This window comes from Nonomuraea sp. NPDC049725, assembly GCF_040674795.1.
Classification (GTDB): Bacteria; Actinomycetota; Actinomycetes; order Streptosporangiales; family Streptosporangiaceae; genus Nonomuraea; species Nonomuraea ceibae.
In genome coordinates, this window is record NZ_JBFANJ010000031.1 from 28342 (window position 1) to 40409 (window position 12068).

The following is a 12068-nucleotide window of genomic DNA, read 5'->3' on the forward strand; positions in this document are numbered from 1 at the left end:
CCACCCCTGTTTCCCTTCCACTGAAGGCAACCGGTGCCGGGGAGTCAACGGTGACCGCGCCATCGCCGCCTGACCGTGACACTCCGGCTCACGGAGTGCGCGAGACCGTGCCCGAATACGTCACATCATGCTGTCCCTGGCGGATGACCGAGATGCCCATCCGGTCGGCGTCGGAGGTCGGCAGCAGGTGCAGGGTGCCGGGGTGGCACTCCTTCCCGGCGACGTCGCCCAGCGTGAACACCAGGCCGCGCGAGGTCGGGCTGAGCTCCCCGGTGCAGTGCAGGTCCGCGCCCCAGCGCATGCGCGACTCGCGCTCGCCGTCCAGCCTGATCTCCACGGGGAACACCCGGTCGGCCGTCGGGTGCCGCGCCGACCCGGTCCAGGTCCCGTCCACGGGAGTCGCGCCGTCCATCCCCATCCAGTACGTGACCCCGGCGGCGGCGAGCACCACGGCGGCCACGCCGATCCCCCACCGCGGCCAGCGCCCCTTCCGCCCCCGCCTCCCCACAGCCGGGAACCCCCCGGCGGACCCCGAACCACCGGCGGACGAGCCGCCCGACCCGTCCCCCGGCACGAACCCACCCGAGGCAGCCCCACCCGAGGCAGCCCCACCCAGCGCGGCCCCACCCAGCGCGAGACCGCCCGACGCGGCGTCCCCGGCCGCATGTCCGCCCGGCCCGGCGCCATCGCCCGCGAAGCCGCCTGAGGCGGCCCCGGACGCAGCCCCCGAGGAGGCCCCCGAAGGGGCGACCCCGGGCAGCGGCGCGGTGGGATCGACCAGAGCGGCCAGCGCGCTGCGCCCGGCCCCCCGCCGGCTCCGCCCGCCCGGCGTGCGGCCGCCCTCCGTCACCTGCGCCCCCGACAACGCCCCGCCGGCCGGCCCCAGAGCCGGCCCCGTCAACAGCCCGCCACCCGACCCCGACGCCGGTCCCGTCAGCGGCCCGCCACCCAACCCCAGGGCCGGTCCCGTGCCCGGGTCCGTCGTGTCGTCGGGCAGCTGCCATTCGAGGGTCTTCCCGTCCGGCTCCGGACGCGCCCCCGGGTCGACGGCGGCCATCGCGCCGGTGGTGAGCACGTCACCGCCGGTCAGGTCCTGGCCGAGCAGCAGCCCCAGCACCTCCTCGGCGCCGGGCCGGTCGGCCGGGTCGCGGGCGAGGCAGGCGTCCACGATGCCACGGAGCCGTCCGGACAGGTTCCCCAGGTCGGGCCGCCCGTACAGGATCCTGGCCAGCACCTCCTGGTGGGTCCCGCCGGCGAAGGCGTGGCGGCCGGTGGCGGTGTAGGCGACGGTGAGCGCCCAGGCGTACAGGTCGGCGGCGGGCCCGGCGGGCAGGCCCTCGATGCGCTCGGGCGCCAGGTAGGCGGGTGTGCCCATGGGGATGATGCCGGTGGTGGCGGTGCCGTCGGCGAGCCGGGAGACGCCGAAGTCGATCACCCGGGGCCCGTCGAGGCTGAGCAGCACGTTGCCGGGCTTGAAGTCGCGGTGCACGACGCCGGCGCGGTGGATGGCGACCAGGGCGGTGGCGGTGCCGATGGCCAGGCGGTGCAGGGAGCCGCCGGTGCGCGGCCCGGCGGTGAGGACGTGCTCGCGGAGGGAGACGCCGTCGACGTACTCGCTGACGAGGTAGGGCTGGTCGCCTTCGAGGTCGGCGTCGAGGAGCTGGGCGGTGCAGAAGGGCGCGACGCGGCGCAGCGCCTCGACCTCTGCCAGGAACCGGCGGCGCACCACCGGGTCGGCCGACAGGCTGGCGTGCAGCAGTTTGACGGCCACCTTGGTCCCGTCGCCGGAGTGGCCGAGATAGACGACGCCCTGGCCGCCCTGGCCGAGCCGCCCGGAGATCCGGTACGCGCCCAGCCGGCGCGGATCATCGGCACGGAGCTCGGACATAGCCCGCCATTATGACAGGGGTGAGATAAGCCTCGCGTACTCACCCTGAGCCGCCTCAGGTTCGGGGCTGCCACGGGCTGCCACAGGGCATCCCACGGGGCGCGGTAGCCTCGGGGCGTGCTGGAAGAGATCGCGGCGACGCGTTACGTGACGCCGCTGCGCGAGGGCGGCTCGCTGCCGGGGGTGGTCGAGGCCGACGACCTCGGCACCTATGTCGTGAAATTTCGTGAAGCTGGCCAGGGCCGCCGGGTGCTCGTCGCGGAGATCATCTCCGGCGAGCTGGCCCGCCGCCTCGGCTTCCGCACCCCCGAGCTGAAGGTCATCGACCTCGACCCGCAGCTCGGCGTCCGCGAGCCGGACGAAGAGGTGCAGGACCTGCTCAACGCCAGCACCGGCCGCAACCTGGCGGTCGACTTCCTGCCGGGCGCGCTCGGCTTCGAGCCGCTGGCCTGGCAGCCCGATCCGGCGTTCGCCGCCGACCTGATCTGGTTCGACGGCCTGATCCACAACGTCGACCGGAGCTGGCGCAACCCCAACCTGCTGCTCTGGCACCGCGACATCTGGCTCATCGACCACGGCGCCGCGCTCTGGTTCCACCACAACTGGAAGGGCGCCGACCCGCAGCGCCCGTTCGACGCCGGTGACCACGTGCTGGCGCCGTTCGCGGGCGACCTCGGCCGGGTCGCCCTGCACGAGCGCGTCACCCGTGACCTGCTCGAAGCGGTGACCGCCCTGGTGCCCGACGACTGGCTCGACGACGAGCCCGGCTTCGCCTCCGCGCAGGCCGTCCGCGACGCGTACGTGGAGCATCTGCTCCAGCGCGCGCACGGGCCGCGCGCGTGGCTGGTGCGCGGCGAGCCCGCGACGGTCCGCCCCGGCCCCGGCTCGGTCGGCGAGTTCTGGCGAGGAGGCCGCGCGTGACCAGGGACGTCTACGAGTACGCGATCATCCGCGTGGTGCCGAGGGTGGAGCGCGGCGAGCAGATCAACGCCGGCGTGCTCCTCTACTGCCAGCCGCGCGCCTACCTGTGCGCCCGCGTCGAGCTCGACGCGGCCCGGCTGCGCGCGCTCGACCCGGCCGCCGACGTGGGCTGCGTCGAGCAGGCGCTGGGCGCGTACGAGCTGGCGTGCGGCGAGGACTCGGGCCCGCTGGCGCGTGAGTCGCTGGGCGGGCGGTTCCGCTGGCTGACGGCGCCGCGCAGCACGATCGTGCAGACCGGCCCGGTGCACGCGGGACTCACGGGCGATCCGGAGGCCGAGCTCGACCGGCTGTTCGGCAAGCTCGTCCGCCTCTGAGGGGGTCAGGCGGGCCGCCGCACGGCGAACGTGCCGCGCCCCCTGACGGTCTCGACCAGCCCGGCCTCCTCCAGCTTGCGGATCGCCCGGTCCACGGCCGCCCGGCCGACCCCGTACTCCTTCCGCAGGGCGGGGCGGGACGGCAGCCGGGTCTCGCCGCCGGTCACGACGCGCTCGCGCAGGCGCTCCAGCACGTACTGCTCGGCGAGGCCGCCGTCGCCGTCGCCCCCGCCCGGGTGGCGCCACGACGACCACGGGACAGGGCACGGCCCGGCGTGCTCGGGCTCGGGGCAGAGCAGCAGCTCGATCCGCTTCTGCAGCTCCCTGGCCTGCTCCTCGGTGGTGTAGACGTCCACCCCGACCTTCCACGTCGCTCTCGGCTCCGGCACGATCTTCCCTTCCTTCCGCGCAAGACCATTCTCGTATCCTGAGACGAGGCGTAGCATCCCGTTTATGGCGGTCCTGCATCCCCGGCGGGTGGCCTGGGAGGGCGCGCGCGTCTTCGTGGCCGCGGCCGGCACGGAGACCTACTGGTGGCTCAGCGAGGCGATCGGCCGCTATCTGGGCGTGATGTACGAGCTCCAGCTCGCCGAGACGCGGCTGCGACTGCAGTCCGACGGGCGGAAGGTGACGCCGCTGCTCGAATCGGGCGCCTGGCGGGCTCGGCTGGACGAGCTGCTCGACGAGTGCCCCGGCTACGCGTCGATCCTCACCCAGCTCGTCGAGGAGACGGCGGCGCGGCTCAGAACAGCACGGACATGAACGTGTCGACCTCGCGGAAGCCGACCTTGCGGTAGACGGCCCGCGCCGCGTGGTTGTAGTCGTTGACGTACAGCGAGACGACGGGCGCGAAGCAGGCGAGGGAGGCTTCGACGACGGCGGCCATGCCCGCCACGGCGAGGCCGCGGCCGCGCAGCTCGGGGTGCACCCAGACGCCCTGGATCTGGCACGCCTGCGGGGTGACGGCGCCGATCTCGGCCTTGAACGCCACCCGGCCGTTCTCGATGCGGGCGTAGGAGCGGCCGATGCGGATCAGCTCGGCCACCCGGGTGCGGTAGAGGGCGCCGCCGTCGCCGAGGTTGGGCGAGATGCCCACCTCCTCGGTGAACATCGCGACGCACGCCGGCAGCAGCGTCTCGAACTCGTCGGGCCGCACCCGCCGCACCAGCGGGTCGGACAGCACGGGCGGCCGCTGCGAGGTCGCCATGACGGGCTGGGCCCAGCGGATGGCGCGGGCCGGGCCCCAGTGCGGCTCCAGCCGCTCCCACAGCAGCGACACCGCGTCGACCGGGCCCACGATGGACGAGCAGCGCCGCCCCTGCTTGCGCGCCCGGTCGGCGAACGCGTGCACCGCCTCGGGCCCGGCGGCGACCGGCACCAGGTTGGCTCCGGCATAGCAGAGCGAGGCGATGGCGCCGCGCGGCCCGAAGCCCCACATCTGCCCGCCGAGCCGCGCCGGGTTGAGCCCGACGCTGCGCACCCGGGAGGCGACGAAGACGTTCGCGACCGGGTCGGTGTCGAGCAGCGCGAGCACCTCGTCCCGGTCGCTGTCGTCGAGGACACGCGACGCCGATGTACGCAGCATCACATGGTCAGACTACGCGAACACCCCTGGATTAGCTCATCTGGACAGCGCCTCGGTGAGCCTTTCGTGACCTCCCGTCCCGCCTGACAGCATGTGGGCGGCCGGACGGGGCTCCGGCACGGCCCGGCAGGTGGCCCCGTCGGCGGGCAGGGTGCCGTCGGCCAGGTACGCGGCGAGGTGGCGGTCGACGCACTGGTTGCCGCCCAGCGAGACGCCGTGGTTGCCGCCGGTGTCGACGACCATGCGCGCGGTGGCGAAGTGCCGCTTCATCGACATCGCGCCCGCGTACGGGGTGGCGGCGTCGTCGCGCGACTGGATCATCAGGACCGGCGGCAGCCGCCACGAGCCGTGCACCTTGACGGGGCTGCCGCCGGGCACCGGCCAGAACTTGCACGGCGCGTTGAACCAGGCGTTCGGCCAGGTCAGGAACGGCGCGTGGCGGTGCATCCGGGTCATGTCGGCATGCCAGGTGGCCCAGTCGCGCGGCCAGGCGGCGTCGCGGCACTGGATGGCCAGGTAGACGGCGTAGCCGTTCTCGTCGGCGGCGTCGTTCTTGCCGTGCTTCTCGTACGCGGCGAGCAGCGGCTTGGTGTCGCCCTTGCGCACGTACGCCGACCAGGCGGCGGCGAGCTCGGGCCACACGCGGTCGCTGTAGCCGCCCACGGTGAAGGTGTCGTCGAGCTCGCTGGCCCCGACCACCCCGCCCGCCGGCCGATCGTGCAGCCGGGCGCGCATCGCGTTCCAGGCGAACCCGGTCTGCCGGGCGGTGCGGCCGAGCCTGTAGACGGAGTTGTGCCGGGCCGTCCAGTCGAGGAAGGCGCGGTGCCTGCGCTGGAAGGCGCGGTCCTGGGCCAGGTTGTTGGCGTACCAGACGCCGTCGGGGTCGACCGAGCTGTCCATGACGAGGCGCTTGACCCGGCTGGGGAACAGCGTGGCGTACACGGCGCCGATGTAGGTGCCGTAGGAGTAGCCGAGGTAGCTGATCTGCTTCTCGCCGAGCGCGGCGCGGATGCCGTCGAGGTCCCTGGCCACGTTCTCGGTGGTCATGTGGGGCAGCAGCCACGACCAGAAGTCGCCGCACCGGTTGGCGTACTCGGCGGCCCGGCCGAGCAGCGCCTGCTCCTCGGCGGCGGTGCGGGGCACCGCGTCGGGCCGGGGCGCCCGGTAGTAGGTCTCCGGGTCGACGCAGCGCATCGCCGGCCGGCTGGCGCCGACGCCGCGCGGGTCGAAGCCGACCACGTCGTAGCGGTCGCGCACCCCGGCGGGCAGCACGGCGGCGACGTACTGCGCGAGGGTCCGCCCGGACGCCCCCGGCCCGCCCGGGTTGACGAGCAGCGTGCCCAGGTGGTTGCCGTCACGCGGCACCTTGGCCTTGATCCGGTTGATCGACAGCTGGATCGACTGTCCCCACGGCTCCCGGTAGTCGAGCGGCACGCGTACGGTGCCGCACTCCATCGTGGCCGCCGCGGCCGTCTTGCGCTCGGCGGCCGGGCACTTCTCCCATCTGACCCTGTCGGCGGCGGCGGCCTGCCGCACCTCGGCGGTCACCGCGACCGGCGCCACCCCGACGACCAGCGTCGCCGCACCGGCGACCAACCCCACGAACCGTTTCACCCGGTCCCCTCCCCCACTTCATAGGCGAAGGGAATGCTCCCGTACGTAGCCGTCCGGTGACGGTGGGTATGGAGAAATACTTGCCATCCTGTGATCACTCCGTGGTGAGTGATCGCTCCTGGGCGTAGAGGTCGAGGCGGTCGAAAGCGGGCCGCCAGTCGTCGCGGTAGGCGGCGCGAATCTCGTCGGGCATGCCGTCGAGGATGCTCGCGGCGGCCTCGTCGGCGCGCCCGTCGAGGACCCACGGCAGGTAGGTGGTGTCGTGGCCGATCCGGTGGCGGTGCGCCGCGCCGAACCCGGCCCACTGCTCGGCGGTCAGCACCGCGTCGACGAGGGCGAGCCCGTCGGCCTCCTCGTGGCGCAGGTGGCCGCGCAGGCCGGTGGCGAGCTCGTCGATCAGGCCGGCCAGCCGCTCGGCGCCGTGGTCGCGGTCGGCCAGCGCGGCGTCCACGGCGCCGAGCAGCGGGTCGATGGCGGCGTGCTCGGCCTCCATGGCGTCGAGCAGCAGGAGGTCGTCGGGGCGTGCGGCGAGCGCGGCGCGCATGGGGGGCCACAGCGCCTCGTCCTCGGCGGTGTGGTGGACGGGCAGGAACCTCTTGAACAGCGACCACCCCGCCCCGGCGGCAAGGACCCGGCGGGGCTCGTCCCCCGCCCGGGCGGCGACCCTGGCGAGCCGTTCCAGCTCCCGCCGCAGCGCGTCGTGCATCGCGTTCATCATCGTGAAGTCGAGTGCCATGTCAGCGACCATAACCATCCACACATTAATCGTCAACAAGCCAACTAACAGTTCGCCTAACCATCACGGTTCTCGGGTAAGCTGCCGCCCGGAGGTGTGATCGGTGACGGAAGGGACTCTCTCGGAGACGCTGCGCGGCTCCGTCGGGGCGCTGCTGCGCAGGGTGTATGCGCGCTTCACCGCCGAGGCGCTGGACGCCGACCCGGCCTCGCGCGACTACGTGGTCCTCGACACGCTCGCCGACCAGGACGCCGGCTCCCAGCACGACCTCGCGGAACGGCTCGGCATCAACAGGACGATCATGGTCCGCCTGATCGACAGGCTCCAGGACTCCGGGTACGTGACCCGCACGCGCAACCCCGCCAACCGGCGCTCGTACGTGCTGTCGATCACCCCCGAGGGCCGGGCGGCCCGCGACGCGATGCGGCAGGCGGTCGCCGAGCACGACGCGCGCATCACGGCCGCGCTGACCCCGGCCGAGCGGCGGCGGCTCGACGAGCTCCTGAGCCTGCTGCTCCCGGAGTCGGAGCCGCTGCGGACGACCGCCTACCTGGTGGCGCAGGCGCACTACCGGCTGCGGCGCATGGGCGACGCGCTGCTGGCCGACGTGGGCCTGCGCACCCGGCACTTCGGCTCGCTCGCCGCGATCGAGGAGCTCGGCCCCTGCCCGCAGCAGGCGCTAGCCGAGCGCATGCACGTCTCCGAGCCGACGGCCGCCCAGATCGTCGACGAGCTGGTGCGGCTCGGCCTGGTGGCCCGGGGCCAGGACCCGCACGACCGCCGCCGCTACGCGCTGGAGCTGACGCCCTTGGGCCGCGAACGGCTGGTCGTGGTGCGCGACGCGGCGGCGCGGCTGCGCGAGGACGTCCGCGCCCTGCTCGGCACGGAGGCGACGGAGGAGCTGCGAGCGCTGCTCGGCAAGCTCCTCACGTCATGAGGAGTGCATCTCCTTGGTGGGCCAGGAGCCGTCGGGGGTGAACTGCGGCCCCCAGTAGTGGGGGTTGACCTCGCGCAGCGTGAGCGCGCGCCAGCCGCCGGCCCCGTCGGGCACGCCGACCTCGACGCCGGGCCCCCACAGCGCCAGCCGCTCCTGGCAGAGGCCGCAGGGCGGCAGCACGAGCAGCGCGTCGCCCTCCCGGAAGACGCAGACGGAGGCGGTGACCTTCGCGTCGAGCGTGTAGGCCTGGCACAGCGCGCCGGTCTCGTGGCACAGCGACACGCCGCCGTTGAGGTTGTCGAGCCCGACGCTGGTGAGGATGCGGCCGTCGTCGAGGTAGACGGCGGCGGCGCCACCCTCCTCGCCGGCCGGCCACCGGCGTTCGAGCTGGGCGATGGCCGCGTCGACGAGCTGCTGGTCGAGCCGCATCAGCCGACCGTCACCTGCACGCCCGAGCTCTCGTCGTCGTCCAGGTCGACCTCGACGCCCATCTCCTCGGCCAGGCGCAGCGCCTCCTCGATCAGGGTCTCGACGATCTGCGACTCCGGCACGGTCTTGATGACCTCGCCCTTGACGAAGATCTGGCCCTTGCCGTTGCCGGAGGCGACGCCCAGGTCGGCCTCGCGGGCCTCGCCGGGGCCGTTGACGACGCAGCCCATGACCGCGACCCGCAGCGGCACCTTCAGGCCCTCCAGCCCGGCCTGGACCTGCTCGGCCAGCGTGTAGACGTCGACCTGGGCGCGCCCGCACGACGGGCAGGAGACGATCTCCAGGCCGCGCTCGCGCAGGCCGAGCGACTCCAGGATCTGGTTGCCGACCTTGACCTCCTCGACCGGCGGCGCCGACAGGGAGACGCGGATGGTGTCGCCGATGCCCTCGGCCAGCAGCGCGCCGAACGCGACGGCGGACTTGATCGTGCCCTGGAAGGCCGGCCCGGCCTCGGTGACGCCCAGGTGCAGCGGGTAGTCGCACTTGGCGGCCAGCAGCCGGTAGGCGTTGATCATGACGACGGGGTCGTTGTGCTTGACCGAGATCTTGATGTCGCGGAAGCCGTGCTCCTCGAACAGCGAGCACTCCCACAGCGCCGACTCCACCAGCGCCTCGGGCGTGGCCTTGCCGTACTTCTGCAGCAGCCGGGGGTCGAGGGAGCCGGCGTTGACGCCGATGCGGATCGGGACGCCGTGGTCGGCCGCGGCCTTGGCGATCTCGCCGACCTTGTCGTCGAACTTCTTGATGTTGCCCGGGTTGACCCGCACGGCCGCGCAGCCCGCCTCGATGGCGGCGAAGACGTACTTGGGCTGGAAGTGGATGTCGGCGATGACCGGGATCTGCGACTTCCTGGCGATGATCGGCAGCGCGTCGGCGTCGTCCTGGGACGGCACGGCGACGCGGACGATCTGGCAGCCGGAGGCGGTGAGCTCGGCGATCTGCTGCAGGGTCGCGTTGACGTCGGCGGTCACCGTGGTGGTCATCGACTGCACGGAGACGGGCGCGTCGCCGCCGACGGGCACGCTGCCGACCATGATCTGCCGGGAGTGGCGGCGTTCGGCGAGCGGCTTGGGGCGGAGCGTCGGGATGCCGAGTGCTACAGAAGACATTTCAACCCTTGAGTGTCGACGACGTTGTCCAGTTTAGGTAGCTAGCGGGACTGCCCGGCCGCGAGCTCCGCCGCACGGGCGCGGGCCCAGGCGTCGGCGGCGAGCACCTCCTCGACCGAGCCGGCCGGGGTGACCTCGTGCTCGTCCACGACGCGGGCGACGGTGTCGACGATCGCCAGGAACGGCAGCCGGCCGCCGATGAACGCCTCCAGGCACGCCTCGTTGGCCGCGTTGTAGACGGCGGGAGCGGTGCCGCCCTCGGCGCCGACGTGCCTGGCCAGCGCCACGGCGGGGAAGGCGGCGTCGTCGAGGGGCTCGAAGGTCCAGGTGTGGGCCCTGGTCCAGTCGACGGGCCGGGCGGCGCCGGTGACGCGCTCGGGGTGGCCGAGCGCGAGCGCGATCGGCAGCCGCATGTCGGGCGGGCTGGCCTGGGCGATGGTCGAGCCGTCGACGTACTCCACCATGGAGTGGATGATCGACTGCGGGTGGACGACGACCTCGATGCGGTCGAAGCCGATGTCGAACAGCAGGTGGGCCTCGATCACCTCCAGGCCCTTGTTGACCAGGGTCGCCGAGTTGATGGTGATCATCGGGCCCATGGACCAGGTGGGGTGGGCCAGCGCCATCTCGGGCGTGACGTCGGTCATCTCCGCGCGGGTCCGGCCGCGGAACGGCCCGCCGCTCGCGGTGACGACCAGCCGCCTGACCGCGTCGGGGTCGTAGCCGTGCGGCCCGGAGGCCCACAGGCACTGCTGCAGGGCGGAGTGCTCGGAGTCGACGGGCAGGATCTGGCCGGGCTTGGCCAGCCGCTTGACCAGCGGGCCGCCGATGATCAGCGACTCCTTGTTGGCCAGCGCGAGCGTGCGCCCGGCCTCCAGCGCGACGAGCGTGGAGGTGAGGCCGAGCGCGCCGTTGATGCCGTTGAGCACGGTGTCGCACGGCCGGGCGGCGAGCTCCGCGACGCCTTCGGGGCCGGCGAGCACCTCGGGGGCGGCGCCGAGCGCGGCCAGCGCCTCCTTCAGGGCGGGCACGGCGGCGGGGTCGGCCACGGCGACGGCCTCCGCCCCGGTCTCGGCGGCCTGCCGGGCGAGGAGGTCGACCTTGCCTCCTCCGGCGGCGAGCGCCGCGACCCGGAAGCGGCCGGGGCAGGCGGCGATGACGTCGAGGGCCTGCGTGCCGACGGAGCCGGTGGAGCCGAGCACGACCACGGAGCGGAGGGACTGTTCATGCACGGCTCCATTGTCCCCTCCGCCCGGCCCGCGCGGGCACCGGGAGGCCCAGGTGGTCAACCGGAGTGACCCCAGAGCCCCCAGTACGCAAATGCCGGAATATCCCCATATCCGAATCCGCATAAGCCGAGAAATCGCGATATTGCGCAGTTACCTTCCAACCCGAGATCCGGTTCCCGGGAGGTAGAAAAATGCACCGCGGAGTCACCCTGCTCGCCGCTTTGACCCTCGCCCTGCTCCCGGCCGCGCCCGCGCACGCGGAGCCCAGGCCCGCGCAACGGGCGGCGGCCGACTCCGACCGCGAGCGGCAGGCCGTCCTCGACTACTGGACACCGGCCAGGATGGCCGCGGCCCGGCCGCTCGACGTGGCAGCGCCGCACGCCAAGGCAGCCGCCACCGCCGGCAAGCCGACCGAGGGCGCCCCGTGGACCGCCCCGCCCACCGGCGCCTCCGGCGTGCAGCTGCGGCAGGCGCCCAACAGCGGCGGCCGCCCGTGGACCGGCGGCGGCGTGGTCGCCAAGGCCGCCGGCCGCGTGTTCTTCACCACGCAGGGGCGCAACGCCTCCTGCTCGGGCAGCGCCGTGACCAGCGCCAACAAGAGCGTCGTGCTGACCGCCGGGCACTGCGTGAAGATGGGCGGCGCCTTCCACACGAACTGGGTCTTCGTCCCCGGCTACGACGCCGGGCAGCGGCCGTTCGGCACCTGGCCGGCCACCCGGCTGCTGACCACCCAGGAGTGGAACGCCACCGAGGACATCAACTTCGACGTCGCCGCCGCCGTGGTCGCGCCCCTGGAGGGGCGCTCGCTGACCGACGTGGTGGGCGGCCAGGGCGTCGCGTTCAACCAGCCCAGGCGCCGGCAGATGTACGCGTTCGGCTACCCGGCGGCGGCGCCGTACGACGGGTCCGCGCTCGTCTACTGCAGCGGCCGGGCCTTCGACGACTTCCTGCTGAGCCAGGACCTCGGCCTGACGTGCGACATGACCGGCGGTGCGAGCGGCGGTCCGTGGATGCTGAATTTCAACGAGGCGACCGGTCTCGGCACGCAGAACTCGGTCAACAGCTTCAAATACAGCTTCGCCCCGAATTGGATGTTCGGCCCCTATTTCGGGACGGAAGCCCAATCGGTCTACGAGGCCGCCCAGAACACCGCCACGACCTGAGGTAATTTACCGAAAGTAGTCAC

Annotated in this window: 13 protein-coding genes; 5 read left to right on the forward strand and 8 right to left on the reverse strand. The window is 73.3% G+C overall.

Features of this window, described 5'->3' with window-relative positions:
- Positions 1 to 88 precede the first annotated feature (88 nt).
- Positions 89 to 1888, reverse strand: a complete 1800-nt coding sequence (locus AB0J53_RS43870) for a serine/threonine-protein kinase (RefSeq protein ID WP_364183953.1) — start codon at positions 1886 to 1888, stop codon at positions 89 to 91.
- 117 nt (positions 1889 to 2005) lie between these two features.
- Between AB0J53_RS43870 and AB0J53_RS43875 the strand changes: the two genes are divergently transcribed.
- Both AB0J53_RS43875 and AB0J53_RS43880 read left to right on the forward strand, forming a co-directional pair.
- The gene (locus AB0J53_RS43875; RefSeq protein ID WP_219509858.1) at positions 2006 to 2809 is read left to right on the forward strand and encodes a HipA family kinase; all 804 of its coding nucleotides are present in this window, start codon (positions 2006 to 2008) and stop codon (positions 2807 to 2809) included.
- A complete protein-coding gene (locus AB0J53_RS43880; RefSeq protein WP_219509860.1) occupies positions 2806 to 3183 on the forward strand; it encodes a DUF3037 domain-containing protein in 378 nt (125 codons plus the stop codon). Before AB0J53_RS43875 ends, AB0J53_RS43880 begins: the two co-directional genes overlap by 4 nt.
- Before the next feature lie 5 nt (positions 3184 to 3188).
- Here AB0J53_RS43880 and AB0J53_RS43885 read toward each other — a convergent pair whose 3' ends face one another.
- Positions 3189 to 3572, reverse strand: a complete 384-nt coding sequence (locus tag AB0J53_RS43885; protein WP_364183957.1) for a GntR family transcriptional regulator — start codon at positions 3570 to 3572, stop codon at positions 3189 to 3191.
- Positions 3573 to 3636: 64 nt separating this feature from the next.
- Between AB0J53_RS43885 and AB0J53_RS43890 the strand changes: the two genes are divergently transcribed.
- Positions 3637 to 3945, forward strand: a complete 309-nt coding sequence (locus AB0J53_RS43890; protein WP_219509864.1) for a hypothetical protein — start codon at positions 3637 to 3639, stop codon at positions 3943 to 3945.
- Here the strand turns inward: AB0J53_RS43890 and AB0J53_RS43895 are convergent.
- From AB0J53_RS43895 to AB0J53_RS43905, 3 genes are all read right to left on the reverse strand, one after another.
- A complete protein-coding gene (locus AB0J53_RS43895) occupies positions 3926 to 4768 on the reverse strand; it encodes a GNAT family N-acetyltransferase (RefSeq protein WP_219509891.1) in 843 nt (280 codons plus the stop codon). The two genes, AB0J53_RS43890 and AB0J53_RS43895, sit on opposite strands and share 20 nt — an antisense overlap.
- A 36-nt stretch (positions 4769 to 4804) precedes the next feature.
- Positions 4805 to 6382 (reverse strand): alpha/beta hydrolase, encoded by a 1578-nt coding sequence (locus AB0J53_RS43900; RefSeq protein ID WP_364183960.1) that lies wholly within the window; start codon positions 6380 to 6382, stop codon positions 4805 to 4807.
- 94 nt (positions 6383 to 6476) lie between these two features.
- Positions 6477 to 7118 carry a hemerythrin domain-containing protein gene (locus AB0J53_RS43905; RefSeq protein ID WP_364183963.1) on the reverse strand — a complete coding sequence of 214 codons (642 nt, stop codon included), beginning with the start codon at positions 7116 to 7118 and terminating at the stop codon, positions 6477 to 6479.
- 103 nt (positions 7119 to 7221) lie between these two features.
- Between AB0J53_RS43905 and AB0J53_RS43910 the strand changes: the two genes are divergently transcribed.
- The gene (locus AB0J53_RS43910; protein ID WP_364183966.1) at positions 7222 to 8055 is read left to right on the forward strand and encodes a MarR family transcriptional regulator; all 834 of its coding nucleotides are present in this window, start codon (positions 7222 to 7224) and stop codon (positions 8053 to 8055) included.
- On the opposite strand, the gene AB0J53_RS43915 is transcribed toward AB0J53_RS43910, so the two are convergent.
- The 3 genes from AB0J53_RS43915 to dxr are packed head-to-tail and all read right to left on the reverse strand — an operon-like array spanning position 8050 to position 10885.
- Positions 8050 to 8484, reverse strand: coding sequence for a cytidine deaminase (locus AB0J53_RS43915; RefSeq protein WP_364183969.1), 435 nt, complete (start codon positions 8482 to 8484; stop codon positions 8050 to 8052). The two genes, AB0J53_RS43910 and AB0J53_RS43915, sit on opposite strands and share 6 nt — an antisense overlap.
- Positions 8484 to 9653 carry a flavodoxin-dependent (E)-4-hydroxy-3-methylbut-2-enyl-diphosphate synthase gene (gene ispG, locus AB0J53_RS43920; RefSeq protein ID WP_219509868.1) on the reverse strand — a complete coding sequence of 390 codons (1170 nt, stop codon included), beginning with the start codon at positions 9651 to 9653 and terminating at the stop codon, positions 8484 to 8486. The genes AB0J53_RS43915 and ispG overlap by 1 nt, the downstream gene beginning before the upstream one ends.
- A gap of 41 nt (positions 9654 to 9694) precedes the next feature.
- Positions 9695 to 10885: a 1-deoxy-D-xylulose-5-phosphate reductoisomerase gene (gene dxr, locus AB0J53_RS43925; RefSeq protein ID WP_364183973.1), complete on the reverse strand. Its 1191-nt coding sequence runs from the start codon at positions 10883 to 10885 to the stop codon at positions 9695 to 9697.
- A 188-nt stretch (positions 10886 to 11073) separates the two neighbouring features.
- Between dxr and AB0J53_RS43930 the strand changes: the two genes are divergently transcribed.
- Positions 11074 to 12045: a peptidase gene (locus AB0J53_RS43930; RefSeq protein WP_219509870.1), complete on the forward strand. Its 972-nt coding sequence runs from the start codon at positions 11074 to 11076 to the stop codon at positions 12043 to 12045.
- Positions 12046 to 12068: the final 23 nt, after the last annotated feature.